This window comes from Rubrivirga sp. S365 (genome assembly GCF_032248475.1).
Classification (GTDB): Bacteria; Bacteroidota; Rhodothermia; order Rhodothermales; family Rubricoccaceae; genus Rubrivirga; species Rubrivirga litoralis.
In genome coordinates this window covers 3,377,411-3,403,688 of the sequence record NZ_JAVTTN010000001.1, presented here as the reverse complement: position 1 = coordinate 3,403,688, position 26,278 = coordinate 3,377,411, and the positions used below count along the sequence as shown (strand labels likewise).

At 73.9% G+C, this 26,278-nt stretch carries 23 protein-coding genes; 15 read left to right on the top strand and 8 right to left on the bottom strand.

The features are described from left to right. Positions 1-54: 54 nt before the first annotated feature. Positions 55-600 carry an SPOR domain-containing protein gene (locus RQM47_RS14910; protein WP_314009411.1) on the top strand — a complete coding sequence of 182 codons (546 nt, stop codon included), beginning with the start codon at positions 55-57 and terminating at the stop codon, positions 598-600. A 56-nt stretch (positions 601-656) separates the two neighbouring features. Here RQM47_RS14910 and RQM47_RS14905 read toward each other — a convergent pair whose 3' ends face one another. From RQM47_RS14905 to zwf, 5 genes are all read right to left on the bottom strand, one after another. Continuing rightward, positions 657-1,406: an MBL fold metallo-hydrolase gene (locus RQM47_RS14905; protein ID WP_314009410.1), complete on the bottom strand. Its 750-nt coding sequence runs from the start codon at positions 1,404-1,406 to the stop codon at positions 657-659. Between the two features lie 206 nt (positions 1,407-1,612). Then, entirely contained in the window at positions 1,613-2,686 is a 1,074-nt protein-coding gene (locus tag RQM47_RS14900; RefSeq protein WP_314009409.1) for a polyprenyl synthetase family protein, read from the bottom strand. A 691-nt stretch (positions 2,687-3,377) separates the two neighbouring features. Continuing rightward, a complete protein-coding gene (locus RQM47_RS14895) occupies positions 3,378-4,724 on the bottom strand; it encodes a DUF2851 family protein (protein WP_311663282.1) in 1,347 nt (448 codons plus the stop codon). A 28-nt stretch (positions 4,725-4,752) separates the two neighbouring features. Continuing rightward, on the bottom strand, positions 4,753-5,487 hold the full coding sequence (pgl, locus tag RQM47_RS14890) for a 6-phosphogluconolactonase (protein WP_311663280.1): 735 nt from the start codon (positions 5,485-5,487) through the stop codon (positions 4,753-4,755). A gap of 188 nt (positions 5,488-5,675) precedes the next feature. Then, positions 5,676-7,118 carry a glucose-6-phosphate dehydrogenase gene (zwf, locus tag RQM47_RS14885; protein WP_314009408.1) on the bottom strand — a complete coding sequence of 481 codons (1,443 nt, stop codon included), beginning with the start codon at positions 7,116-7,118 and terminating at the stop codon, positions 5,676-5,678. Positions 7,119-7,685: 567 nt separating this feature from the next. Here zwf and RQM47_RS14880 point away from each other — a divergent pair. From RQM47_RS14880 to gmd, 9 genes are all read left to right on the top strand, one after another. Beyond that, positions 7,686-8,375: a Bax inhibitor-1 family protein gene (locus tag RQM47_RS14880; RefSeq protein WP_314009407.1), complete on the top strand. Its 690-nt coding sequence runs from the start codon at positions 7,686-7,688 to the stop codon at positions 8,373-8,375. Positions 8,376-8,546: 171 nt separating this feature from the next. Then, positions 8,547-10,061, top strand: a complete 1,515-nt coding sequence (locus RQM47_RS14875) for a DUF1990 family protein (protein WP_314009406.1) — start codon at positions 8,547-8,549, stop codon at positions 10,059-10,061. Then, entirely contained in the window at positions 10,058-10,546 is a 489-nt protein-coding gene (locus RQM47_RS14870; protein WP_314009405.1) for a nuclear transport factor 2 family protein, read from the top strand. Before RQM47_RS14875 ends, RQM47_RS14870 begins: the two co-directional genes overlap by 4 nt. A 107-nt stretch (positions 10,547-10,653) precedes the next feature. Next, the gene (gene serC / locus RQM47_RS14865; RefSeq protein ID WP_311663271.1) at positions 10,654-11,784 is read left to right on the top strand and encodes a 3-phosphoserine/phosphohydroxythreonine transaminase; all 1,131 of its coding nucleotides are present in this window, start codon (positions 10,654-10,656) and stop codon (positions 11,782-11,784) included. A gap of 75 nt (positions 11,785-11,859) precedes the next feature. Continuing rightward, on the top strand, positions 11,860-12,384 hold the full coding sequence (locus tag RQM47_RS14860; RefSeq protein WP_311663269.1) for a helix-hairpin-helix domain-containing protein: 525 nt from the start codon (positions 11,860-11,862) through the stop codon (positions 12,382-12,384). After that, positions 12,381-12,950 carry a hypothetical protein gene (locus tag RQM47_RS14855; RefSeq protein ID WP_311663267.1) on the top strand — a complete coding sequence of 190 codons (570 nt, stop codon included), beginning with the start codon at positions 12,381-12,383 and terminating at the stop codon, positions 12,948-12,950. The genes RQM47_RS14860 and RQM47_RS14855 overlap by 4 nt, the downstream gene beginning before the upstream one ends. 238 nt (positions 12,951-13,188) lie before the next feature. After that, complete coding sequence (locus RQM47_RS14850) at positions 13,189-13,794, top strand: GNAT family N-acetyltransferase (protein WP_311663265.1); 606 nt, start codon at positions 13,189-13,191, stop codon at positions 13,792-13,794. A 71-nt stretch (positions 13,795-13,865) separates the two neighbouring features. Further along, positions 13,866-14,852 carry a GDP-L-fucose synthase gene (locus RQM47_RS14845; RefSeq protein WP_311663263.1) on the top strand — a complete coding sequence of 329 codons (987 nt, stop codon included), beginning with the start codon at positions 13,866-13,868 and terminating at the stop codon, positions 14,850-14,852. Between the two features lie 66 nt (positions 14,853-14,918). After that, positions 14,919-16,091, top strand: a complete 1,173-nt coding sequence (gmd, locus tag RQM47_RS14840; protein ID WP_311663261.1) for a GDP-mannose 4,6-dehydratase — start codon at positions 14,919-14,921, stop codon at positions 16,089-16,091. Positions 16,092-16,391: 300 nt separating this feature from the next. On the opposite strand, the gene accD is transcribed toward gmd, so the two are convergent. From accD to RQM47_RS14825, 3 genes are all read right to left on the bottom strand, one after another. Continuing rightward, complete coding sequence (gene accD / locus RQM47_RS14835; RefSeq protein WP_311663259.1) at positions 16,392-17,303, bottom strand: acetyl-CoA carboxylase, carboxyltransferase subunit beta; 912 nt, start codon at positions 17,301-17,303, stop codon at positions 16,392-16,394. 30 nt (positions 17,304-17,333) lie between these two features. Next, the gene (tsaB, locus tag RQM47_RS14830) at positions 17,334-17,999 is read right to left on the bottom strand and encodes a tRNA (adenosine(37)-N6)-threonylcarbamoyltransferase complex dimerization subunit type 1 TsaB (RefSeq protein ID WP_311663257.1); all 666 of its coding nucleotides are present in this window, start codon (positions 17,997-17,999) and stop codon (positions 17,334-17,336) included. 105 nt (positions 18,000-18,104) lie between these two features. Continuing rightward, the gene (locus RQM47_RS14825) at positions 18,105-19,040 is read right to left on the bottom strand and encodes a DUF4097 family beta strand repeat-containing protein (RefSeq protein WP_314009404.1); all 936 of its coding nucleotides are present in this window, start codon (positions 19,038-19,040) and stop codon (positions 18,105-18,107) included. Positions 19,041-19,145: 105 nt separating this feature from the next. Between RQM47_RS14825 and RQM47_RS14820 the strand changes: the two genes are divergently transcribed. The 5 genes from RQM47_RS14820 to RQM47_RS14800 all read left to right on the top strand — a co-directional run bounded on the left by RQM47_RS14820 (position 19,146) and on the right by RQM47_RS14800 (position 26,227). Next, positions 19,146-19,844 (top strand): DNA-3-methyladenine glycosylase, encoded by a 699-nt coding sequence (locus RQM47_RS14820; protein ID WP_311663253.1) that lies wholly within the window; start codon positions 19,146-19,148, stop codon positions 19,842-19,844. A 235-nt stretch (positions 19,845-20,079) separates the two neighbouring features. Continuing rightward, positions 20,080-21,495, top strand: a complete 1,416-nt coding sequence (locus RQM47_RS14815; RefSeq protein WP_311663251.1) for a DUF2254 domain-containing protein — start codon at positions 20,080-20,082, stop codon at positions 21,493-21,495. 90 nt (positions 21,496-21,585) lie between these two features. Further along, on the top strand, positions 21,586-22,101 hold the full coding sequence (locus RQM47_RS14810) for a hypothetical protein (RefSeq protein ID WP_311663249.1): 516 nt from the start codon (positions 21,586-21,588) through the stop codon (positions 22,099-22,101). A 150-nt stretch (positions 22,102-22,251) separates the two neighbouring features. Then, on the top strand, positions 22,252-22,833 hold the full coding sequence (locus RQM47_RS14805) for a superoxide dismutase family protein (RefSeq protein ID WP_311663247.1): 582 nt from the start codon (positions 22,252-22,254) through the stop codon (positions 22,831-22,833). A 442-nt stretch (positions 22,834-23,275) separates the two neighbouring features. Next, entirely contained in the window at positions 23,276-26,227 is a 2,952-nt protein-coding gene (locus RQM47_RS14800) for a SusC/RagA family TonB-linked outer membrane protein (RefSeq protein WP_311663245.1), read from the top strand. Positions 26,228-26,278 lie beyond the last annotated feature (51 nt).

The following is a 26,278-nucleotide window of genomic DNA, read 5'->3' as shown; positions in this document are numbered from 1 at the left end:
GACGGGCAGAAGCGCCTGGTCCCGCGTCCCTCTGCCCCTCGACTCCTCCCCGCCATGCGCCCGCTCCTCGTCCTCGCCGCCGCCCTCACGCTCTCGGCGTGCGCCACGACCGCCCCGCCCGGCGGCCCCGCCCCGCCCGACGACGAGGCGCCCGCGCCGGGCTACCCGGCGTATGAGACGTTCGACCCGTCGGGCTACGACGCCGAGCCGGAGCGCCGCACCGACGTCGAGCACGACGTGCCGGAGAGCGTCATGGCCGGCCGCGTCGTCGTCCCGGGCGGGGCGGCCCCGACGCCCGCCCCGCCGCCGCCGGCCGGCGCGCGCGAGGTGGACGGGTACCGCGTCCAGGTGTTTTCGAGCAACAGCCGGGGGGCGGCCGAGCGCGTCCGCGCGCAGGCGCTCGCGTGGTGGCAGGGGGCCAAGTCGCAGGCCGGCGCGCCGGCCTCGCTCAAGGCCAGCGTCGTGTACCTCCAGCCGTACTACCGCGTCCGCCTCGGCGCCTTCGCGACGCGCGAGCAGGCCGATGCTGCGCTCCGGCTCGTCCGCGACGAGTTCCCCGAGGCATTCCTGGTGGCCGACCGGGTGACGGTGGGCGGGTAGGGCGGGGTGGTCGACCGCCCCGCCCAAACGGCTTGAGCGGGGTGGACTGTCGTCCCTTACGCCCCGCCCACCTCGATCTGCGCGCCGTCCCAGCCCCACGACGTCTCCGCGAACACGGCCCGCGCCGCCGCGAGCCCGTCGTCGGACGCGTCGGGCGGGGCGTGGACGAGGACGAGCCGCCCCGCCCCGGCGTCGGCCGCGACCTGCGCTGCCTCCTTGGGCGAACTGTGGACGCCCGGCGTCGACCCGGTAGCCTCGTGGATCAGGAGGTCGGCGCCGCGCGCGAGGTCAGCGACAGCGTCTGTTGGCGCGGTGTCGCACGAGTAGGCGACGCGCATGCCGTCGGCCGCGAAGCACAGGCCGATCGTCGGGACCGGGTGGTCAACCGGCGTCGCCGTGATTTCCACCCCGCCCAGGTCCACGACGTGGGCGCCGGGGGCAGCCTCGACGTCGTGGTAGCGGATCTCAGGCAGGCCCTCCCAGCCGTCCGTGCTGAAGACGGCGAAGAGCGCGCGCGCCTTGGCCAGCGTCGGCGCTAGGCCGTAGACGTCGATGGGGGCAGTCCGCCCTCGGAGCCACATCTTCTCGACGAGCAGCGGGAAGCCTGCAAGGTGGTCCGGGTGCTCGTGCGTGAGGACCACGGCGGTCAGGTCCTCCGGCGTCAACCCCGCCGACAGCATCCGTTGGCCCGCGTCGCCTCCGCAGTCGACGAGGACGGTCGTCGGACCGTGCTCGACGGTGAGCATGGTCGTGGTGCGGTCGGGGCCGCCGTCGGCGGAGCCGGTGCCGAGAAGGTGGACGGTCATGGGGCAGGGGCGGGGCGGCTCCGGGGACGTGTCGCTCAGGATACCGCCCCGCCCGCGGGAGAGGGCAGGGAGAAAGAGAGCGGGGAGAAGAGGCGGGGACGGGAAGGGGACGGCCCGCCCCGCCCGGGAGAGGAGGCGGACCGCCGCCCGACCACCCCGCCCACGTCGAGACGAACAGGCCGAGGCGGAAGCGCGTCGCCCTTTTCCTACCGCTTCCGCTCGACGACATACGCGCACAGCCCGACGAGCGCGTCGCGGGCCGGCGACGGCGGGAAGGCGAGCAGCGCGTCGGCGGCGTCGGCCGCCAGCGCCTCCATCCGCGCCCGGGCCGCCGCCGTCCCGCCGGTGCGCTCGACGAACGCGAGCACGTCGCGGACCTCGGCCCGGCTCTTCCGCCGCTTGCGGACGATCCGGCGCACGCGCCGCGCCTCGGCGGGCGGGGCGGCGTCCAGCGCGGCGATGAGCGGGAGCGTCATCTTGCGGTCCTGGAGGTCGAGCCCGGCCGGCTTGCCCACGCTCGCCGCGCCGTCGTAGTCGAACAGGTCGTCGCGGATCTGGAACGCAAGCCCGATCGTCTCGCCGATGGCCTTAGCGCGCGCCACGGTCTCATCGTCGGCCCCGGCGCTCGCGGCGCCGGCCGCGAGGCAGGCGGCGATGAGCGAGCCCGTCTTGTCGGCGATGATCTGGAAGTACCGCTCCTCGGTCATGTTGAGCCTCCGGGCCGTCTCGATCTGGAGCAGCTCGCCCTCGGACATCCGCCGGACGGCGTCGGAGACGACGTGGAGCAGGTCGTAGTCGCGGTCGTCGAGGGCCAGGAGGAGCCCGCGCGACAGGAGGTAGTCGCCGAGCAGCACGCCCACCTTGTTCTTCCAGAGCGCCTTCACCGACGGCACGCCCCGCCGCTCGTCCGACTCGTCGACCACATCGTCGTGGACGAGCGTGGCCGTGTGGAGCAGCTCGACGAGCGTGGCCGCCCGGTACGTCCGCTCGGTGATGCCGCCGGCGAGCTCGGCCGAGAGGAGCACGAGCGTGGGCCGGATCTGCTTCCCCTTCCGCTTGAGCAGGTACTGCACGACGGCGTCGAGCAGCCCGACGCGCGAGCGCATGGCGTCGCGGAACTGGCGGCGGAACACGCGGAGGTGCTCGTCGACCGGCGCCCGGAGCGCGTCGAGCCCCACGGGCACGGCGTTCGCGACGGCGGCGGGCGGGGCGGGGCCGGTCGAGCCGTCGCCGTGCGGCATGTCGGGCAGGGCGGCGAGCGTGTCGGGCGGGGGAGGCATCAGCGAACTTTCAGTCTCGGGTGAAAGCCGGTACTCCCCGACCGACGGCAAGTTGCAGGAGCGGAGAGGAATGGGCGGGGCGGAGGGATGGGGAATGGAGGGATGAGAAATGGGCAGAGGGACAAGCCGCCCCGCTCCTGGCCAGGAAGGCCGACCCAGAGGGCGGGGTGGTTGCCGGCGCGGGCGGGGCGGCCTGGACAGGAGACAGGGCCGTTACGCTCTAGACCCTCGTGACGTATAGACCTTCAAAGTGAACGTCATTCCCGCGCAGGCGGGAATCCAGGAAGGGCGGGCGGGGCGGCCGGCTCCGCCTGGACGGCAACTCGGGCGTCGTCATCGAGACTCTTGGCGAGACGCCGTCCCCACGGGGTCGCTCCGCTCAGGATGACAAGTGGTAGCAGAACGTAGCAGCCCCGCATGCCAGGACGGGATAGGACCCGATGGGCGGACCCAAGGGGCGGGGTGGTTGTCGACGCGGCCTGGGCAGGAGCCGCCCCGCCCGGTGGCGGCGCCCGTAGGGACACAGCGCACCGTGTCCGGGGCGGGCGGGGCGGTCTGAACAGGCACCACCCCGCCCCGCCCATGCGCCCCGCCCGACGGCGTTGCATGCAACGCCGCTACAGGACGGTGCCACAGGGAGCATGCCTCGTGCCCGCTTTATCTGCTCATCCCTCCTCTATCCCTCAATCCCCTATCCCTCCACCCCGCCCGCCAGCCCCGGGTACAGCGCCAGGCCGACGGCGCACCGCGCGCAGCGTCCCTCGTCGCAGTAGGCCCGCGCGAGCTGGTGGAGCCCCTGCGATTCGAGCGCCCCACCCGGCCGGAACCCGGCGTCGCGGAACCGGCGTGCGACGCGGTCCGACGCCGCCGGGAGCGCGTCGAGCGCCTGCGCGACGGCGTCCTCGGCCGCCGGGCTCTCGCGCTGCTCAGCGTCCAGGAGCAGGACCGGGAGCACGGCGTCGACCCAGACCGTCCGCGCGCGGTCGGCGCCCAGCCGCGGGCCGCGCGCGGCGGGGGCGGGGCGGACCAGGTCGAGAGCGCCGTCGAGGCCGCGCCCGAGCGCCTCGGCGAGGCGCGCCACGGGCTCGTCGCGGAGGAGGCCGCCCCGCCCGAGGAGCGCCGCCGCCTGGACGATGCGCGTCCGCGGCGCGTTCGCCGGCCGCCCGCCGCGACGCCACGCCTCAGGCCGCATGGCCGCCCCGCCCAGCGCGGGCTCCACGCCGGCCGCCGCCCCGCCCGCGTCGAACAGGTCGGGCGCGTCCAGGCCCGAGAGCGCGAGGAGCCGGTCGCGGACCTCGACCTCGCTCTCGGGCGGGGCGGAGAGCGCAAAGCGGCGGGCGAGCTCCTCCATCGCGTCGGCGTTCGCGGCGTAGCCCAGCGCGCGGAACACGCGGGCGACCAGGAGCCGGTCGAGGTCGGGCCGGTGCCCGTAGGCGCGGCCCAGCGCCCGCGTCCGCTCGCGGAGCCGCTGCACGCCCAGCGCCCGGACCCACGCCCGCACGACGCCCGCGTCCACGTCGGGCCACCGGGCGGCGCAGTGCGGGGCCTCGCGCGGCTCGACGTAGAACGCGCGGAGCAGCGACCGGAGCGAGCGGTCGAGGTGGGGGAGCAGGACGAGCTCGGGGAGCGCCGACCCGTCGCTGCGTCGGAGCGTGCCCGTCCGGCGGTCGGCCGCGAGGACGACGTGCAGGACCACGCGGCGGTAGGCCGGGTCGGCGTCGTGGCCGTGGCTCTCCCACTCCGCACTCGTGCGGTGGATCTCGACGTCGCCGGCCCAGACGAGCCCGCCGATCTCGACGCGAGCGCCGGCCACGTCCGGCCCCGAGTCCCGGTTGAGGCGGCCCCGGTCGATCACGCGGACGACCTCGCCATCGGTCGTCCGCAGCGCGCGGGCGTCGAACAGGCCACGGACCCAGGCGTCCTGGATCAGGGCCTCGGGGACGCGGGCCGCGACCTCGGCCGCCCCGCCCACGGGCGGCTCGTGGACGGCGCCGGCAGCGCGCGGCGTCTGGGCGGGGCGGGGCGGCGGGTCGGGCATGGCCGCTAGACCCGCCGCCCCGCCCGATCTACCCCTCGTCGTCGGCGGTGCCCTGCGAGAGCGTGCGGTCGACGAGCCAGACGAGGGCGCCCTTGGGCGCGACGTAGGCGATAGGCGGGCCGTCAGTCTCGCCGTCGTAGGCGTCGAGGACGTCGCCGAAGGCGGGCCGCTTGGCCTCGCCGTGGGCGGCCACGAGGCACAGCCGGGCGCCGTCGAGGACCGGGAACGTCAGCGTGAGCCGGTCGCGGACGGCGGCGCTCGCCGGCGCCGTCGTGTGGACCACGCGGCGGCCGGTCTCGCTGAGGGCGGGGCTGCCGGGGAAGAGCGACGCCGTGTGCCCGTCGTCGCCCATCCCCAGGTGGAGGACGTCGAACCGGACCTCGTCCCCGAAAAACTGCGCGAGCGCCTGCTCGTAGATGACGGCTCCTTCGTCCGGCGGGCACTCGCCCGGCATCCGGTGCACGTTGGAGTCGGGGATGCCGGCGCGGTCGAGGAGCGTCCGCTTGGCGAGCGCGTAGTTGCTCTCGGGGTGGTCCTTCGGCACGCACCGCTCGTCGCCCCAGAACACGTGGACGCGGCCCCAGTCAACGTCCTCCGCCCCGCCCAGGCGCTCGTAGGCGGGGGCGGGCGTCGAGCCGCCGGTAAGGCAAAGCGTCACGCGCGGCTGGGCGTCGAGCGCGGCGCGGAGGGCGCGGGCCGTCCGGTCGGCCAGGGCCTCGGCGACGGCGGCGGGGGAGGGGAGGACGACGATCTCGGCGTTCATGGCGGCGGGGTGGTCGGGACGGGGGGCAGAAGGCGCATACGATCCAGGCGCCCGTTTGGATCGGGGGCGGGGCGGCCGCCCGTGCGCTCGACTCGGCAACCGCTCCGCCCGCACGGGCGACCGCCGGTCGCCCCTACGGTTCCACCCCGCCCACGGCCCGGGCGGGACGGGGCGGGGCGCCTGCGCCGCTACACCGCTTCCTCGGCCGGCGGCGTCGCCTGGACGAAGCGGTCGGCGGCCTCCGGCCCCCACGTGCCCGAGGCGTAGACGGGGACGTCGCCGTGGTCGAGGAGAGGGGCCACGATGCGCCACGCCTCCTCGGCCTCCTCGGCCTCGACGAACAGCGACGGGTCGCCCTCGGCGATGTCGCGGAGGAGCGTGTCGTAGGCCTCGGGAAAGTCGCCGAATGCCTCCTCGTAGTTGAACGTGAGCGCCTGCGTCGCCACGCCGAACCCCTCGCCCGGCGTCTTGACGTCGAACGTGATCTGGAACGCCTCGTGCGGCTGGAGCCGGATGCGGAGCACGTTGCGGACCGGGGCCGCGTCGGTCGGCTGGAACAGGGCGACCGGCGGCTGGCGGAACACGACGGCCACCTCGGTCAGCTTCTCCGGCATCCGCTTGCCGGTCCGCAGCACGAACGGGACGCCCTTCCAGCGCCAGTTGTCGACGTGGAGGCGGACGGCCGCGAACGTGTCGGTCGTCGAGCCCTCGGCCACGCCCTCGTGGTCGCGGTACGCCTCCTTGCCGTCGCCGGCGCCGTACTGGCCCAGCGCGGCGTCGTCGGGCTCGGCCTGGCGCGTCGAGCGGAGCACCTTCACGCGCTCCGCGCGCAGGCCCTCGGCGTCGAGCCGCGCCGGCGGCTCCATGGCCGTGAACGCGAAGATCTGCATGAGGTGGTTCTGGATCATGTCGCGGACCGTCCCGGCCTCGTCGAAATACCCCGCGCGGCCCTCGGCGTCGTTCGTCTCGGCGACCAGGATCTCGACGCGCTCGACGTGGTCCCGATTCCAGACCGACTCGAAAAGTGTGTTGGCGAACCGGACGACGAGCAGGTTCTGGACCGTCCCCTTGCCCAGAAAGTGGTCGATCCGGTACACCTGCCCCTCGGTAAAGTGCTCGTGGACGACCGAGTTCAGCGCCTCAGCACTCGCGAGGTCGGTCCCAAACGGCTTCTCGATGACGAGGCGGACCCACGGGGCGTCGTCGTCGAGGTGCTCGCCGACGGTGCCGCGCTCGGCCTCGTGCTCGCCGAGCGCCGTGATCGTGTCGGGGAACGCGTCGGGCGGGAGCGCGAGGTAGTAGACGCGGTCGCCGTCCAGCCCGCGCTCGTCCTCGAGCGTCCGGGCTGCCTCGAAGACCGGGTCGAGCTGGTCGTACCCCTCGACGCGCGCGAACCGGAGCGTTTTCTCGGCCCACGCGCGGGCGTCCGATTCGTCCACCCCGCCCTCGGTGATCGCGTCGACGGCGGCGTCCTGGAGCCGCCCGTCGTCCCAGTCGGAGCGGCCGACGCCGAGGACGGTCGCCGTCTCGGGCGCGTCGTCCCGCGTCGTGGTCCGGTAGAGGGCGGGGAACAGCTTGACTTTGGCGAGGTCGCCGGTGGCGCCGAAGAGGACGAACAGGGAGGGCTTCATAGCAGGGGCGGGGCGGGAGGGGCGGGGTGAATGACCGGGCGGGGCGGGAGGTTCGAGGAATGGGAAAAGGGAAAAGGGAAAAGGGAAAAGGGAAAAGGGAAAAGGGAAAAGGGAAAAGGGAAAAGGGAAAAGCGGGCGGGGTGATGCCCGTTTTTGTTCCGCCCCGCCCGTTCACACCTGGGCGGGGCGGTGAGAGGCGAGGCCGTCGTCACCTGGAGGCGAGGCCAGGCCCCCTCCTGGACACCGCGCAGCGTCGGCGCAGCCAGGAGGGGCTAGGGGTGGTTGCCGGGCGGGCGGGGCGGTCGGGACGAGCGCCACCCCGCCCGGCGTCACCCCTGTCCACGGCGTGGGCGGGGCGGTACGCGCCCGAGCGGACACACACGCGTGGCGTCTCTACGAACCCGGGCCGTCGTGCCCGCCCCGCCCATCGTGCCCTGCCTACGGGCGGCCGCCGGTCGCCCCTACGACGCCGCCCCGCCCCTGCACCCTGCGGGCGGGGCGGCCGAACTGGATACACTGCCGTTCGTTGACGGCCGTTATCCTCCCGGACCCTCACCCACCCCGCACATGAACACCACGTTTGCCCCGCCCGTCGCCGCGCTCGGCGACGACGCCCGCGCCGCCTTCCTGGTGCGGACCTACACGCACCTGCTCGGCGCCATCCTCCTGTTCGCCGGGATCGAAATCTTCTTCTTCACGTCAGGCCTCGCGATCCCGATGGCGCAGGCCATGCTCGGGGTCAACTGGCTCCTCGTGCTCGGCGGGTTCGTCATCGTGAGCTGGTTCGCCTCGTCGGCCGCCGTGCGCGCGGAGTCGAAGGCGGCCCAGTACGCCGCGCTCGGCGCGTTCGTGCTCGCCGAGGCCATCATCTTCGTCCCGCTCCTGGTGCTCGCGGCCGTCAACGTCGGCCCGAGCGTGATCGGCGCTGCCGCCTGGACTACGCTCATCGGGTTCTCGGTGCTGACGGCCATCGTGTTCTTTACCGGCAAGGACTTCTCGTTCCTCGGCGGCCTCGTCAAGTGGGGGATGGGCCTCGCGCTCGTGGCGATTGTGGTCGGCGTGCTCACCGGGTTCAACCTGGGCACGTGGTTCTCGGTCGCCATGATCGGGCTGGCCGGCGCGGCCATCCTGTACGACACCTCGAAGGTCCTCAACGAGTACCCCGAGGACCGCTACGTGGCCGCGGCGCTCACGCTCTTCGCGTCGGTCGCGCTCATGTTCTGGTACGTCCTCCGGCTGTTCATGAGCCGGCGGTAACGCGGAGGCGAGGCCCACAGCTTCGCCCGCCCCGCCCATGGCTTCTGTCCGCCCTGCCCGGCGTCGTTCGGGCGGGGCGGTTTCGTTTGGCCGAGCGCCGGGCGGGGTGGTCCGGCGCCCCCTCGTGCCCCGCCCGCGGGAGCCGCGGGCGAGCGGCCGCGTATGCCCCCCATGCGCCGCCTCGGACCCGTCTTCCTCACGTCCGCCGCCGCCGTGGGCGGGGCGGCCCTCGCCGTCGCCGTGTGGCGGCGGTGGGCGATCCCCGTCCGCGAGGAGGTCCGCGACGTGGCGCGCGCGCCGGCCGCCCCCGACGTGCCCGACGTCGAGCCCGAGGGGCACCGGCGAATCCTGCACGAGGAGGACGGCGAAGGCCCACGCTTCCACCGCCGCTACGAGGTCGACGTGGAGGCGACGACGAAGACGCCCGAGGAGCTCGTCGCCTGCATCGGCGCCGATATCCAGGACTACGTGCCCGACGAGATCGCCGTGTTCGACAAGACGGTCGGGGAGCCCGGGCGGCTGGCCGTCGGCGACGAGTTCGACATCGAGATTCGGTCGCCGTGGAACGGGCCGGTCCGCGTGGTCGAGGCCGAGCCGACGCGGTTCACGCTCGCCACGCTCGAGGGCCACATGGAGGCCGGGCTCATCCGGTTCGAGGCCGCGGACCACCCCGCCCGGCCCGGCGCGCTCCGGTTCGCCATCGAGTCGTGGGCGCGGAGCGCGGACGGTGTCGTGGACCTCGCGTACGACGGGCTGGGGGTGGCGAAGGCCGGCCAGACGGCGATGTGGACGTTCTTCTGCGAGCGCGTGGCCGAGGACTGCGGCGGGCGTCGGGCCGGCGAGGTCCGCGTGACGACCGAGCGGGAGGAGACGGACCCCGAGACGCCCGCCGCCCCGCCCCGCCCCGCCCGCGACGGCTCGGAAAGCGGCGGCCTCGTCGCCCGCTATGTCCCTGGCCGCCCCGACTGGACCCGCTACGCCGACCGCCTCGACGCCATCCGGGCGGGGCGGCTCAACTTCGAGGCCGACCACGAGGTGACCGAGGCGGCCGGGTGGCACCTCGACACGTACGACGTCGACCTCGTGCCCGAGCCGCCCGGGCCGCCGCTGCCGGCCGGCGACGCCGGCGCGTCGTGGGCCGTCGCCTGCCGGCTCGTGCGCGACTACGCGTTCCCCGACCCCAAGCTCATCACCGGCATCTTCTCGCCGGACGACCCGCTGCCGGGGCGGCCCATGCTGCTCCGCGCGCGGTTCCTCTTTTTCACGTTCTGGTTCGGCGTCCGCGTCGGCGACGAGGTCGACGAGGTCCGCGAGGCGACGGACGCCGGCGTCGGCCGCGTCTGGGCGTGGGGCTACGACTACGCCACGCTCGAAGGCCACTTTGAGCGGGGGCGGATCACGTTCGAGGTCCGCAAGGAGGAGGCGACGGGCCGCGTCCGGTTCCACATCGACGCGTTCTCGAAGCCCGACCGCATCCGCAACCCGTTCTACCGGATCGGCTTCAAGCTGTTCGGGCGGCGGCTCCAGCTCCAGTTTGCGCGCTCGGCGTGCGAGCGGATGCAGCGGTTCGTCCGCGAGGAGCTGGCCGCGCGCGCCGCGGGCGGGGCGGCCCCGCCGCGCGAGACCGTCGAGCCCGCCGCCCCGCCCGACGACGTGCCCGTCCCCGACGCCGCCCCGCCCGGATGACGCTGCGCCCCACGCTCCGCCCCGCCCGCCTCGGTGCGCTCGCGCTGCTGTGCGCGCTCGTCGCGCCGGCCTCGGCCCAAGACGCTTCGGCGCAGGGCGCCGACGGCGTCCGCGCCGCGGTCGCCCAGCTGTTCGACGGGATGCGCGCGGCCGACACGACAGCGATTCGCGCCGTGCTCCACCCTGAGGCCCGCCTGTTCACGGCCACGGGCGGGGTGGAAGCCCTGATGCCCACGGGCATCGACTCGTTCCTCGCCGCCGTCGCGGACGCGCCGGTGACGTTCGACGAGCGCGTCGGCGAGGTCGAGGTCCGCACCGACGGCGCCCTCGCGACGGCCTGGATGCCGTACCGCTTCTACGCCGGCGACCGCTTTAGCCACTGCGGCGTGAACGCCGTGCAGCTCGCGTACGCCGACTCGCCGGGCGGGGCGGGGTGGCGGATCGTCCAGGTCATCGACACGCGGCGGACCGAGGGCTGCGAGTAGCGGGCGCGGCGGCGGCGCGTCGCAGGCGTTCTCGCGTTGGGCCTTTGCCTGGAACGAACGGGCTTTCCCACCTGTCCCTTGCTCCCCGTTCACCACCCCGCCCCGCCATGATGCAGCCCGTCTCCTACGAGGACGCGCCCGCCGACCTCGACCAGCGCCAGCACAACTTTTCCGCCGGCCCCGGCGCGCTCCCCACCGAGGTTCTAGAGGAAGTCCGCGCTGAGTTGCCCGTGTACCCCGGCGTCGGCGCGTCGGTCATGGAGATCAGCCACCGTTCGCCGGCCTACTCCGAGATCCACGAGCGGGCGGCGTCGCGGATGAGGGGGCTCCTCGGCATGGGCGACGACTGGCACGTGCTGTTCCTCCAGGGCGGGGCGTCGATGCAGTTCCACCAGGTCCCGCTCAACTTCCTGCCGGACGACGGCTCGGCCGACTACATCGACACGGGCGCGTGGAGCGCCAAGGCCATCAAGGAGGCCGAGATCGTCGGGGCGGGGCGGAACGCCGGCCCGCGCGTGGCCGCGTCGAGCCGCGACGACGACTACACGTACATCCCGGGCGCCGACGCGTGGGACCTCAACGACGGCGCGGCCTACCTCCACTTTACGAGCAACAACACGATCTACGGGACCCAGTTCGCCGCGGAGCCCGAGGCCGCCGCCCCGCTCGTGTGCGACGCGTCGAGCGACTTCCTGAGCCGCCCGCTCGACGTCGACCGCTACGGGCTGATCTACGCCGGCGCGCAGAAGAACATCGGCCCGGCCGGCGTGACGGCCGTCCTCGTCCGCGACGACTTTTTGGAGCGGCGCCACGCCGACCTGCCGACGATGCTGGACTACGGGACGCACGCGGCCAAGATCTTCAACACCCCGCCCGTGTTCGCCGTCTACCTCGTCGACAAGGTGCTCGGGTGGATCGAGGCGAATGGCGGCCTCGCCGGCATGGTCGAGCGGAACCAGGGCAAGGCGGACGCGCTCTACGGCGCGATCGACGCGAGCGACTTTTACCGGGGAACGGTCCGCCCCGACAGCCGGTCGCAGATGAACGTGTGCTTCCGGCTGCCGTCGGAAGAGCTGGAGGCCCGGTTCGTAAAGGAGGCGAAGGGGGCAGGGCTCCTCGCCCTCAAGGGCCACCGCTCGGTCGGCGGCGTCCGCGCGTCGATCTACAACGCCATCGAGCCCGCGTCCGTCACCGCGCTCGTGGACTTTATGGGCCGCTTCGAGGCCGCCAACGGCTGACCAACCGGCCACCCCGCCCGCGTCGTTCGTGGGCGGGGCGGTCCTAGCTTCCAAGACCTCACCCCTCCCCGCTCCATGCGCGCCCTCGCCCTCACCGCCCTCGCCCTCACGCTCCCGCTCGCCGCCTGCGAGTCCGAGGAGGCCGTCCCCGACGAGGTCCCGGCCCTCGCCGGTCCGGCCCCCGCCCCGCCCGAGCCCGTCGCCGACGCCGTCGGACAGGGCGGGGCGGTACTCCTCAACCTGAACACGACGGCCGAGGAGGACTTCCAGCAGGTCCCCGGCGTGGGCGAGCGGATGGCCCACGAGTTCGAAGAGTACCGGCCGTACGTGAGCATCCAGGAGTTCCGCCGCGAGATCGGGAAGTACGTCGATGAGGCGACGGTCGCGAGCTACGAACCGTACGTGTTCGTGCCGGTGCGGCCGAACGAGAGCGACGCCGAGACGCTCGCGCAGCTCCCGGGCGTCGGCCCGCAGGAGGCCGAGGCGCTCGCGGCGGGGCGGCCCTACGCCTCGGACGCCGCCTTCCTCGACCGCTACGCCGACGTCGCCCCGGGCGCGGACCGCGAGCGGGCCGCGTTGTACCTCGACGGCGGCTCGTGACGCCCGCGCCGGCCGCCCCGCCCCACGAGGCCGCCCCGCGTGCAGGGCGGGGCGGGGAGGTTGCCGCGGACGCGGCCGTCGCGTCGCAGTACCGGCGGTTCCTGCTGGGGACCGCCGTCGCCATCTACGTCGGCGCGGCGGCCGAACTGGCGCTCGTGGGCCACTACGAGGGGTGGACGCAGGTCGTCCCGTTCGTCCTCATCGCGCTCGGCCTCGGGGCCGTGCTGTGGGCGCATATCGGGAGCCGTGCGGGCGGGGCGCAACCCGGCGGGGCGCAGACCGCTGGGGCGGGGCGGCGGGCGCTCCTCGCCGTCCGCCTGACGTCGGCGCTCGTCGTCGCGGGCAGCGTGGTCGGCGTCGGGCTCCACGTCCGCGGCAACTTCGCGTTCGAGCGCGAAATCCACCCGGCCGCCCCGCTCGGCGGCGCGCTGTGGGAGGCGGCGCGGGGCGCGAGCCCCCTCCTGGCGCCCGGCGCTCTGGCACTGGCCGGCGTGCTCGCCGCCGCGGCCATGTGGCGCCACCCCGCCCTCAGACAGACGCCGCCGCCCCGCCCGCCGGGCGCGTAGGGCGGGGTGGTGCCGTCGCAGAAAAGGCGGCGCGTACCTTTCGGGACTCCCGCCCCTGCCCGCTCTCGCTGTGCCCCGGCCATCCCGAGAGCCCGCGCAGGCCCCGCCTGCAGAGGCTCGTCGGCGCGTGGGGCCGCCCGCGGCCTTTCGCGGGCTGTTGGCGGAGCGCTCACACGGGGGGCACGTCGCGGCACGCGCGGCAGCGTATCCCTGTGAAAGACCCCACCACCCCGCCCGTATGAGCTGGTACGACAAACTCAACGAATACTTTCCCGTCGAGGAGATGAAGTCGAAGCAGCACGTCGAGGCGCTGCTCGCCGAGCGGTCCGACGTGTACCGGATCGACCAAGGCCCGAACCACGTCCTGCTCTACGTCGAGGGCACAGACTTTACGTTCGTCGACTACCTCCTCGTGACGGCCGGGGCGCGGGGGCAAGGGCTCGGGCGGACGCTCCTGGACCGGCTCAAGGCGATCGGCAAGCCGATCCTCCTCGAGGTCGAGCCGGCCTCGTACGAGGACACCGACACCGTCAAGCGCCATCGGTTCTACGAGCGCGAGGGGTTCCGCCGGGCCGAGTCGTTCACCTACCGCCGCCGGTCGCTCGCGACGGGCGAGGAGAACGACCTGGAGATCCTCTACTGGTCGCCCGACCCGTCGACGTCCGACGCCGACGTCTACGACCACATGCGGGCGATCTACGAGCACGTCCACACGTGGCGCGACCGGGAGTTCTACGGCGAGTCGTACCAGCCGGCCGACGAGGTCCTCCGGTTCGCCGACGCGCCGGCCGACTCCTCGACTGAATCCTCGACGGACGCACCGGCCGACTCCTCGACCGACTAGCGTCCCGCCGGCCGCCCCGCTCGGGCGGGGCGGCCCCTATCCTGCGCCCCGCCTTCAGAACCGCCCCGCCCATGCACCTGTCCCGCCCCGACGCCCGGATCTACGTGGCCGGCCACCGCGGGCTCGTCGGCTCCGCCGTCGTGCGCAATCTGGAGGCCGCCGGGTACGACGACCTCGTCGTGCGGACGCGGGCCGAGACCGACCTCCGCGACCGGGCCGCCGTCGACGCCTTGTTCGAGGAGGAGCGGCCGGACCACGTCGTCGTCGCCGCGGCGACCGTCGGCGGCATCCTCGCCAACAGCACGCGCCCGGCCGACTTTCTGGCCGACAACCTCGCGATTGCCCTCAACGTGATCGAGGCGGCCCACGAGAGCGGGGTGGGGCAGCGCGGGCGGCTCCTGTTCCTGGGCTCGTCGTGCATCTACCCGAAGCTGGCCCCGCAGCCCATGCGCGAGGAGCACCTGCTGACCGGGCCGCTCGAGCCGACGAACCGGGCCTACGCCGTCGCCAAGATCGCCGGGCTCGAACTCGCCGAGGTGTTCCACCGCCAGCACGGTGACGACATGGTGAGCCTCATGCCGACCAACCTCTACGGGCCGGGCGACAGCTTCGACCCGGAGTCCAGCCACGTCCTCCCCGCCCTCATCCGCAAGGCGCACGAGGCGCGCGGCGCCGGGCCGGGCGGGGCGGACGCCGACCTGGAGCTCTGGGGCTCGGGCACGCCGCGCCGCGAGTTCCTGCACGCCGACGACCTCGCCGCGGCCGTCCGCTTCGTGCTGGAGACGCCTCAAGACCGGCTGCGCGAGGCGGCGCCGGACGGGCTCCTCAACGCGGGCGTGGGCGAGGACCTCTCCATCCTGGAGCTGGCCCAGACCGTGCAGGACGTCGTGGGCGGGGCGGGGCGGATCGTGCTCGACCCGTCCAAGCCCGACGGCACGCCGCGCAAGCTCCTCGACGTCTCGCGCCTCCACGGCCTCGGGTGGACCGCCGAGACCGCCCTCCGCGACGGCATCGCACAGACCTACGCGTGGTACCGCGAGGCGCTCGCCGACGCCTGACGCCACCCCGCCCGCCGCCGCCCCGCCCACCACGGGCCTCTGCCGGGGACGGGGCGGCCCCGACCGATGACCGACCGCCCCGCCCCGACCGGAACCGCCAACGGCGCCGCCCCGCCCGCGCGCTCGGCGCGTCCGCGCGCGCTCGTCACCGGCGTCACGGGCCAGGACGGGTCGTACCTCGCCGAGCTCCTGCTCGCCAAGGGGTACGAGGTCCACGGGCTCAAGCGGCGCGCGAGCTCGTTCAACACGGACCGCGTGGATCACCTCTACCAGGACCCCCACGAGGACGACGTCCGGTTCCGGCTCCACTACGGCGACATGACCGACTCGACCAACCTCATCCGGTTGGTCCAGGACGTCCGCCCGGACGAGGTCTACAACCTGGCCGCGCAGAGCCACGTGGCCGTCTCGTTCGAGACGCCCGAGTACACGGCCAACGCCGACGGCGTGGGCGCGCTCCGCCTGCTCGACGCCATCCGCATCCTGGGGCTGGGCGGCACGACGCGGTTCTACCAGGCGTCGACGAGCGAGCTCTACGGGAAGGCTGTCGAGACGCCGCAGTCGGAGACGACGCCGTTCTACCCGCGCTCACCGTACGCCGCGGCCAAGCTCTACGCCTACTGGATGACGGTCAACTACCGCGAGGCGTACGGCATGCACGCCTCGAACGGCATCCTGTTCAACCACGAGAGCCCGCGCCGCGGCGAGACGTTCGTGACGCGCAAGATCACGCGGGCCGCGGCCCGGATCGCGCTGGGCACCAGGGAGACCGTCTACCTGGGCAACCTCGACGCCCGCCGCGACTGGGGCCACGCGCGCGACTACGTCGAGGGCATGTGGAGGATCGTCCGCCACGACGCGCCGGGCGACTGGGTGCTCGCGACCGGCCGCACGACGACGGTCCGCGCCTTTTGCGAGTGGGCGTTCGCCGCCGCCTTCGCCGCCGTCGGGCGCGACGTGGGGATCGAGTGGGGCGGGGCGGGCGAGGGCGAGGTCGGCCGGCGGACGGACACCGGCGCCGCCGTCGTCCGCGTCGACCCGGCCTACTACCGGCCGACCGAAGTGGACCTGCTCCTGGGCGACGCCTCGAAGGCCGAGCGAGAGCTGGGCTGGCGGCCCACGACGACGGTCGAGGAGCTGGCGGCCGAGATGGTGGCCCACGACCTCGCCGAGGCCGAGCGCGAGGCGCGCGCCAGCGCCGGCCCGTCGGACGCCCGCGTGCCCGCCCCGCCCGCGTAGCGGGGCGTCTGGGCGGGGCGGTTCTTGTAGCGCCGGCCGCCCCGCTCTTCCAGCACGTTTGAGGGGGGTACGGGGTACGAGGTGCAGGGTACACGGCCCGAGAGGCTTGTACCAGCTCTGGACGTTTATGCCTCACCCGAGCCGCCCCGCCCGTCCACCACCCCTGGCTGCGCCGACGCTGCGCGGTGTCCCCTCCTATCCAGGAGGGGGACTCGTCCCACCCCGCCCCGCTCGGTCTGGACGCTGAACACTCAGAAGATCGTCCGATCCTGCACGAGAGTCGTACCTCGTACCCTGTACCTACCCTGAGGGGGCCTCCTGCCCGTTCGCCGCGAACGCCGGGGCGGGGCGGTCGGCCACGCTCTCGTCCTCGCGGATGAGGTCGAGGAGGTGGACGAGCGTGTCGCGGAGCTCGGTGCGCGGGACGATCCGGTCGACGAAGCCCTCGTCGACGAGGAACTCGGCCGTCTGGAAGCCGCGCGGGAGGTCGCGCCCGATCGTCTCACGGATCACGCGCGGGCCGGCAAAGCCGATGAGCGCGCCGGGCTCGGCCAGGTTGAGGTCGCCCAGCATGGCGAACGAGGCTGTCACCCCGCCCGTCGTCGGGTGCGTGAGGAGCGAGACGTAGGGGAGCCCGCGCTCGGCGAGGACCGCGAGGTTGGCGCTCGTCTTCGCCATCTGCATGAGCGAGAGCGCGCCCTCCATCATGCGCGCCCCGCCCGACTGGCTGATCACGAGGCACCCGCGGTCTTCGTCCACGGCCCGGCGGATGGCGCGCGTGATGATCTCGCCGACGACCGAGCCCATCGAGCCGCCGATAAACGAGAAGTCCATGGCCGCGATCGACATGGGGTGCCCGCCGACGGTCCCGGTGCCGCTCACGACGGCGTCGTTGAGGCCGGTCTTCTCCTCGGCCGCCGCGATCCGCTCGGGGTACGCCTTGCGGTCGACGAAGTCGAGCGGGTCGATCGAGTGGAGGTCGGCGTCCCAGCGCGTGAACGCGCCCTGGTCGAAGAGGAGGCGGAGGTAGCCTAGCCCAGCCATCGGGAAGTGGTGGCCGCACGACGGGCACACGAGCACGTTCTCCTCCAGCTCGTGCTGGCTCGTGACCGTCCCGCACTCGGGGCACTTTTGCCAGTAGCCCTCGGGCGTCTCGTTCCGGTCGCGGCGCGGGGTCTGGATGCCGGCCGACTGGCGCTTAAACCATGCCATGGGAAGGGGGCCGCAGGGGGCGGGGTGGACTCAGCCGGGGAAGATACCCCGGGGGCGGACGGCCGCGACCGGCTTGAGGTAGGCCGGCTCGGCGGCGGCGAGGTCGGCCAGCCGCCCCGCCCGCGCCTCGGCCTGCCCGCGGCGGGCGACGGCGACGGCGTCGGGCACGAGCGCGAGGCGCCGCCACGGGCGCTCGGGGTCGGCGTCCGCGATCCGCCCCGCCCCCGGGCCGCCGAGGGCGAAGCCGCCGGGCGGGGCGGGGGGGAGCCAGCCGGCGAGGTCGTCGAGGGCGAGCGCCGTCGGCTCGCGGACCTCGGCGTCGCCGTCGTAGAGCGCCGCGTAGACCTCGCCGCGCCGCGACGGGAGCGCCACGACGACCGCCCCGCCCACGCCGTCGGCGAGGGCGCGGAGCGTGGGGACGGCCGCGAGGCCGGCGCCGGTCGACAGGCACAGGCCCTTGGCCGTCGACATCCCGATGCGGAGGCCGGTGTAGGAGCCCGGTCCGGCCGAGACGGCGACGAGGTCGAGGTCGGCGGCGTCGCGCCCGGCGTGGGCCAGCGCCTCGGCGACGAGCGGGGCCAGCCGCCGCCCGTGCGCCCGCGGCACGTGGACGGCCGAGCGCACGAGGAGGTCGTCGCCGTCGAGCAGGGCGACGGCGCAGACGTCGGCGGCGGTCTCGATACCGAGCGTGAGCATGGCGGACCCAAAGGGTGGGGCGGGGTGGAGCAGAGGGCGGGGCGAAGGCCGCAAGATCGCTCCGCCCTTTGGGTCCGCCCTCCTGGTCCGCCCCGCCCGCGCGGGCTACTGCGCGCGGAGGCGGACCGCGCCGCTCCCGGTGTCGACCGTGAGGCGGGGGCCGCCCCCTGCGACCGTGCCCTCGACCTCGCGGCGCTCGCGGCGGCCGCGGAAGTCGAGCGCGTCGTCGATGGAGACGCGGCCGCCGTCGAGCTCGACGTCGAACCCGGCGCCCCGGGCGAGCACGATCGAGACGGAGCCCGAGCCCGTGTCCACCTCGGTCTCCGCCGCGGACGCGAGCGTCAGCGAGACGGCGCCGGAGCCCGTGTCGATGGACGCCGGCCCGTCGACAGATCCAACGGCGACGGCGCCCGAACCGGTGTCGATCGAGACGTTGCCCACGAGCCGACCGGCGCGGACGGCGCCCGAGCCGGTCTCGATCTCGATCCGCCCGCCCGTCACGTCGCCGACGCGGACGGCGCCGGAGCCCGTGTCGACGAGGAGGTCGCCGCGGAGGCTGGGACCGACACGGACGGCGCCGGACCCGACGTCGACAGACACGTTGAACCGCTCGGGCACGCGGACGGTGACCGTGAACTGGGCGTCCGTCCGGCCCATGCGGAAGCCGCGCCGGGGCGGGTCGGTGCGCACGTCGAGCCGGCCGCGCGTGGCGCGCGCCGTGAACCGGCGGCGCTCGAACTCGCGCCGGGCGTCGCGCCCTCGGCCCTCGACCGTCACGAGCGCCCGGTCGCCGGAGCCCGTCTCGACGACGACGGCCTCGGACCCGAGGTCGACCACGAGGTCGTCGCCGGGGCGGACGTCGAACGACTCGCGGAACAGCTCGTCGGCCGCGGCCGACAGCAGGGCGGGCGGGGCGGCTGGCGCCTCGGCCGACGCGGGCGGGGCGGCCTCGGCGAGCCGGTCGGCGCCGAGCGCGACCAGGAGCGCGCCGAGGACGAGGAGCGCGAGGCGCTGGAAGCGGGGGCGGGGAGGCGTCGGCATGGGCGGACCGCCGCGGGGGCGGGGTGGGTAGGACGTGCGCTCCGCAGACGGGCCTGCCGCCCGCCGAGTTACACCGCCCCGCCCGCTCGCCCCCGCGTTCGCCCCGTGCCCGCCCCGCCCCGACCGCTCGACCGCGCCTTTTTCGCCCGCCCCACGCTCGACGTCGCGCGCGACCTGCTGGGCGCGCTCCTCGTGTACGAGTCGCCCGACGACGGCCGCCTCGCGGGCCGCGTCGTCGAGACCGAAGCCTACCTCGCCGACGACCCCGCTATGCACGGGTGGAAGGCGACGTTCGGGCCGACCGGCCGCGTTCAGCCCGAGGGCCGCGCGCGCGACCTGTTCGCCGCGCCGGGCACGGCCTACGTGTACAACGTGTACTACACGAATTGGCTGCTCAACGTGGTGACCGAGCCCGAGGGCGAGCCCGGCGCCGTGCTCGTCCGCGCCATCGAGCCGGTCGAGGGCGAGGAGGCCATGACGCGGAACCGCCCGCCGTCCGTCCGCCGCCGGCGCGACCTCACGAACGGCCCGGGCAAGCTGACGCAGGCGCTGGGGATCGCCGAGGGGCCGGGCGCCACGGCCAGCCGGTTCCACGGGGCCGACCTGACCACCCCGCCCCTGTACTTCGCGCGCGGCGAGGGCGGGGCGGTCGAGGACGCGCGCGTAGCGGTGTCGAGCCGGATCGGGATCTCGCGCGGGGCGGACCTCGACTACCGCTTTTTCGTCACCGACAGCCCGTTCGTGTCGCCCGGCGAGCCCAGCGACGTCCGCCTCGCGCGCAAGACGGGGCGGGGCGGGCGGTGACAGCTTCCCCCCGCCTACCGGAAGGCACCTGTAGGGACACGGCTCGCCGTGTCCGATGCGAGCGGGGCGGCCAGAGAAGGCGCCGCCCCGCCCGTGGCCGCCCCGCCCACCGCTCGGGCGCCTTGCTCTCGCTGCCCGCTCAGCATGCCCCTGGTGCTGAGCGGGGCGGGGATCTTCGCCCGCGTCCGGCGCGGTCTCACGGCCGCCCCGCCCGCTGCCCCGCCACGCCCTGCCCATGCCCCCGATCCGCGCCCGCGTCCTCGACACCTGGGACACCGTCCGCTCGAGCTACTGGTTCATCCCGTCGCTCATGGCGGTTGCGGCGGCGGCGCTCGCGCTGGGCCTCACGCGCGCGGACGGGCTTGTCGGGGCGGGGTGGGTCGAGGCCGTCTCGTTCCTCCAGGACGGGACCCGGCCCGAGGGCGCCCGGGCTTTCCTGTCGACCGTCGCCGGGTCCATGATCGGCGTGGCCGGCGTCACGTTCTCGATCACGATCGCGAGCGTGGTCTACGCGACGGGCCAGTACGGGCCGCGGCTCTTGACCAACTTCATGGACGACCGCGGCAACCAAGTCACGCTCGGCACCTTTATCGCCACCTTCCTCTACTGCCTCCTCGTGCTCCGCACGGTCCGCTCGGCCGACGAGGCGGGCGGGGTGGGCGAGTTCGTGCCGCACCTCGCCATCCTGGGGGCGCTCGCGCTCACGCTGGCCTCGATCGGCGTGTTCATCTTCTTCATCCACCACGTCCCCGAGAGCATCCACGTCTCGAACCTCGTGGCCGGCGTGGGCCGCGACCTCCTCGACCGGACCGAGTCGCTGTTCCCCGAGCGGATCGGGGAGGCCGGGACGACGCGTGAGGCCGGGCGGGACCCGACTGCGCAGACGTCGATGCCCGACGGCTTTTTCGACGAGGCCCGTCGGGTCGCGGCCGACGGCGCCGGCTACGTCCGCGGCGTCGACGCCGAGGCGCTCCTCGACCTCGCGACGGCGCACGACCTCGTCGTCCGCGTGCGCCACCGGCCGGGCGACTTCGTGGCCGCCGGCGACGCGCTCGTCCTGGCGTGGCCGCCCGACCGCGTGACGGACGAGGTCGCGGCCGACGTCCGCGCGTCGTTCGCGTGGGGCTCGCAGCGGACGGCCCGCCAGGACACGCGCTTCCTCGTCGACGAGCTAGTCGAGATCGCCGCGCGCGCGCTCTCGCCCGGCGTCAACGACCCGTTCACGGCCGTCTCGTGCCTCGACTGGCTGAGCGCGGCGCTCAAGAGCCTGGCCGCCCGCGACTTCCCCGAACCGACCCGCCACGACGAGGGCGGTGCGCTCCGTGTGGTCGCCCAGCCGACGACCTTCGGAGAGTTCGTCGAGGACGTCTACAGTCAGCTCCGCCCGTACGTCGTCGCCGACCGGAACGCGACGCTCCACGCCCTCACGACGATCGGCGAGGTGGCCGGCCGCGTCGCGGACCGCTCGCAGCGCGAGGCCCTCCGCGAGCAGGCCGACGCGCTGCTCCAGGGGGCGACGGACTCGCTCACCATCGACGCCGACCGCCGCGACGTCCGCGAGCGCCACCGCGACGTGTCCCGGCTGCTGGCCGGCCACGTCGGCTTCGAAGCGCTCGCGGCCCAGACCGACGTCGTCGGCGGCACGGCCTGACCGCCCCGCCCGGGCGGGGCGGTCGGTGTGCCTTGAACGGGGCGGGGCGGCCGCCGTACGCTCGCCGGGCTTCGCCCTGACTCCGCCCCCATGCGCCGCCCCGCCCTCGCCGCTGTTCTCCTCGTCGCCGCCGGGTGCGACTCCAACGGGGCGCCCGTGTCCGACGCCGAGCTGCTGACGGACGCCCGCGCCTACCGCGCCCAGGTCACGAGCTCCGCCGTCACGTTCGAGGCCGGCCTGACCTACACCAACGCGTCCGACGAGACGGTCTACTTCACAGGGTGCCAATTGCCCGAGTCGCCGGTCTTGGAAAAGCGCGTGGGCAGCGAATGGGTCGTGGCCGTCAACCCCGTCTACTTGCTCTGCCTCAGCCAGCCCCTGGCCGTCGCGCCGGGTGAGTCGGTGGACTACGTAGCCGGCTTCCACGGCTGCACGGGTGACCGCTGCGCGCCGGAGTGGCTGCCGGGGCCGGCGCCCGAGACCGTGCCCGGTACGTACCGGCTCGTGACCGCCGTGGCGACGGCCGTCGAGGGCGGGCTGCCCGCGGAGTCCCGCGCCGTCGTCTCGAACGAGTTCCGCGTCGACGTCGCGGGCGGCCTCCGCTGAGGGGCAGCCGCCCCGCCCGCTCGGGCGTCTCCTGAGCGCCCCGCCCGGCGCGGTACGGGCGAGCGGGGTGGACCACCCCCGAACCGGCCGCCCCGCCCGAACTGGCGAGGGCGGGGCGGCGTGAGGGGCCGTCGCACTCCTCCCCGACACATGTCCCGATACACCCCCCTCCTCGTCCTCCTCCCCGCCCTCGCGCTCGCCGCGTGCGACAGCGACGACGACGACATCATCGACCGGGTGGCAACGGCCGAGATCTCGGCCCCCACCGACACCACGACCGGCGTGACCGGGACGGTTGCGTTCCGGCAAACCGGCGACGTCCTCCGCATGGAGGTCGCGCTCGCCGGCCTCGCCCCCAACTCGGTCCACGGCTTCCACCTCCACACCGTCGGCGACTGCGGGCGGGGCGACCACGACGCGGACGGCTTCGCCGAAGTGGGCGGGGCGGCTGGCGGCCACTACGACCCGCTCGACACCAACGACCACGGGGCGCCGACCGATGACGCCGACGACAAGCACGCCGGCGACTTCGGCAACGTGACGGCCGACGCGGCTGGTCGCGTCTCGGCCATCGTGGCGACCGATGAGGTCTCGCTCGACGGCGTCCGTCCCGTCGAGGGCCGCTCGGTCGTCGTCCACGCGAACCGCGACGACCTCGAAACCGACCCCGGCGGCAACTCGGGCGGCCGGATCGGCTGCGGCGTGATCTCGGACGCCCGGGACTTCCTGTAAGCGCGCCCAGAGCGGGCGCCCGCCCCGCCCGCGCGCACCGGCGCCCGCTGCCTTCCTTGGCGGCGGGCGCCGTTCCGTTCCGCCCCGCCCGCGCGAGTCCGCCCGCGGGGGCGGGGCGGCGGCATCGGGCTTCTTGAGGCGGGGGCGCCTCTGCGGGAGCGGCTTTCTAATCGGGCGGGGAGACGTCTGCGCCGCGCGCCGCGGCTCGGACGCGTACGGCGGGCGTTAAGCCGGCGACCTCGGCAACGTCACCGGCGGCGGCCGGAGCGCCGTTGGCCGTGCAGTGACGGTCACGCCGGCCGCGACGACCTATCGAGCGGGGTGGAGGACCATTCATCCGCCGATCTCGACAGTTCGGGGCGGGGTGGGGAATCGGATGACGCGGCCGTGGAGAAATGGCGTAGACTAGCGCCTGATTTCTCGGTTTACCTGCCGACTCTCCATGATCCTTTCTACGAACCGGGCCGCCCTCGTGGTGGCCTTCGTGCTCCTCCCCGCCCTCGCCTCGGCTCAGACCGTGAGCGGGACCGTCACCGACGCTTCCAGCGGCCAGCCAATCCCCGGCGCGACCGTCGTCGTCCTCGCCTCGACGATCGGCGTCCGCACCGACGTCGACGGGGGGTACGAGATCGAGTTGCCGCCGGGCCAGCGCCGGCTCGAGTACTCGTTCGTCGGCTACCGGACGGAGACCGTGACCGTCGAGCCCGGCCAGACCGTGGTCGACGTGGCCCTCGAGGAGGACCTCCTCGGGCTCGACGAAGTCGTCGTGACCGGGCTCGGGACGTCGGTGAAGCGGTCGAACTCGGCCATCTCGGTCGAGACCATCTCGGCCCGCGAGCTCTCCGAGGTCACGACGCCGCAGACGCTCGACGGCGCGCTCAACGGCAAGATCACTGGGGCCGTCGTGAACTCGAACTCCGGCGCCCCCGGCGGCGGCATCAACATCCGGCTCCGCGGGATCACGACGATCAACGGCAACAGCCAGCCGCTCTACGTCGTCGACGGCGTGATCGTGTCGAACGACGCGGTCTCGAACGGGACCAACGCGGTCTCGGAGGCGTCGGGCGGCGGGAACGCCTCGAGCCAGGACAACCCCGTCAGCCGGATCGCCGACCTCCCCGCCGAGGACATCGAGTCGATCGAGGTCCTGAAAGGGCCGTCGGCCGCCGCCATCTACGGCGCCCGCGCCTCGAACGGCGTCGTCGTGATCCGCACGAAGAGCGGGGCGGCGGGTCGGACGGAGGTCTCGCTCTCGCAGACGGTCGGGGTCGCCTCGATCCAGCGGACGCTGGGGAGCCGCCAGTTTACCGCCGCGACCGCCGAGGCCACGTACGGCCCTGCCGGGCTCGCCGCGTTCAACGCCGCCGGCGGCCGGACCTTCGACCTCGAAGAGGAGCTGTTCGGGAACGACGGGCTCCTCCTCACGACGAACCTCTCGGTCTCGGGCGGCAACGACCGGACCCAGTTCTACGTCTCCGGCATCGTCAAGGACGACGAGGGGATCGTCGCCGGGACCGGCTACGAGAAGCAGTCGGGCCGGATCAACCTGACGCACCGGCTGAGCGACCTGTTCGAGGTCGACGCCAACGCCAACTACGTCCGTTCGGTCGCCAACCGCGGGATCACCGGCAACGACAACTCGGGGGCCACGTTCGGCGTCGGGCTCCTCGCCACGCCCAGCTTCGTCGACCTCCGGCCGGGCGCCGACGGCGAGTTCCCGGACAACCCGTTCAACGCGGCCAACCCGCTCCAGACCCGCGACCTCGCGACGATCGAGGAGACGAACAACCGCTTTTTCGGGTCGGGCAAGGCGACCGTGAACCTGCTCACGAGCGCGACGCAGTCGCTCCAGCTGATCGGCGTCGGCGGCGTCGACTACTACGCGCTCGACCAGGCCAACCTGTTCCCGGTCCAGCTCCAGTTCGAGCCCGACGACGAGCTGCCCGGGACGTCGTCGCTGGGGCGGACGACGAACCTCAACACGAACGTCCAACTCCTCGCCGTCCACGCCTACGCGCCCGAGGGCCGGGACCTCTCGTTCACGACGCAGGCCGGGCTCACGGCGTTCGACCAGGAGTTCGACAACGTGCTCACGGTGTCCCGTGGGCTCATCCCGGACCAGCAGAACCTGAACTTGGCCTCGTCGATCCAGACGAACCAGAACCGCTTTTTCCAGAACGACCGGGCGCTCTTCGCGCAGGAGGAGGTCAGCTACCGCGACGCCGTCATCGCGACGGCGGGCCTCCGCGTCGAGCGGTCGTCGGCCAACGGCGACGTCAGCGATTACTACGCCTACCCGAAGGCCGGGCTCGCGCTCAACCTCACGAACCTGGGCGTCCTCGAGGGCGGGGCGGTCGACCTCTTCAAGCTCCGCGCGGCGTTCGGGCAGACGGGGAACACGGCCCCGTTCGGGTCCAAGTTCACCACGTTCGGAACCTCGACGATCGCCAGCAACGCCGGACTCGTGCTCGAGGGCCGGCGCGGGTTCGCCGGCATCGAGCCTGAGCGGGCGACGGAATTCGAGGGCGGCCTCGACCTCACGCTCTTCGGCGGCCGCGTCAACCTCGAAGCGACGGCCTACACCAAGGTCGTCGACAACCTCATCCTCGACCGCCAGGTCGAGCCGTCGAGCGGGTTCACGATCGAGACGTTCAACGGGGGCCAGCTCCGGAACAACGGGGTCGAGCTCGGGCTCAGCCTCGTCCCCGTGAGCACCGACCTCGTCCAGTGGATCTCGCGGACCAGCTTCTGGGCCAACGACGCCGAGATCACGGAGCTGACCGTGCCCCCGTTCCAGGCCATCGGCGGCGGGTTTGGGAACACGCTCGGGTCGATTCGGATCGAGGAGGGCCGGAGCCCGACCCAGATCGTCGGGACGGACGAGGACGGGGAGGTCGTCGCGCTCGGCGACGTCTCACCAGACTTCCAGATGTCGTTCTTCAACGACATCGCCATCGCCCGGCGCCTCCGCCTGACTGTGTTTGGGCACTGGAAAAAGGGGGGCGACAACATCAACCTCACCGAGCTCCTCTCGGACCTCCTCGGCACGAGCCCCGACTTCGACGAGGACAACGACGGCGACGGCACGGCGGACGGCCTCCAGCGGCTGGACGCGTCGGGCGCCCGCCGGTTCGTCCAGAACGCGTCGTACTTCAAGCTCCGCGAGGTCGGCCTGTACTACGACGTGGCCCCGTCCCTGTTCGGCCCGCTCGCCGGCGGCCTGCGGACGCTCCGCGTCGGGGTCTCGGCCAACAACCTGTTCACGATCACGCCTTACAAGAGCTACGACCCCGAGGTGAGCAACTTCGGAAGCAGCCCGGTCGCGTCGGGCGTCGAGGTGGCCCCGTTCCCGTCGTCGCGGACGTTCAACGTCCACGTCCGCGTCGGCCTCTAAGGTGCCCGTTGGGGTTGCCCGCCCCGCCCCCGGCTCTCCTCCCCTCCTGCG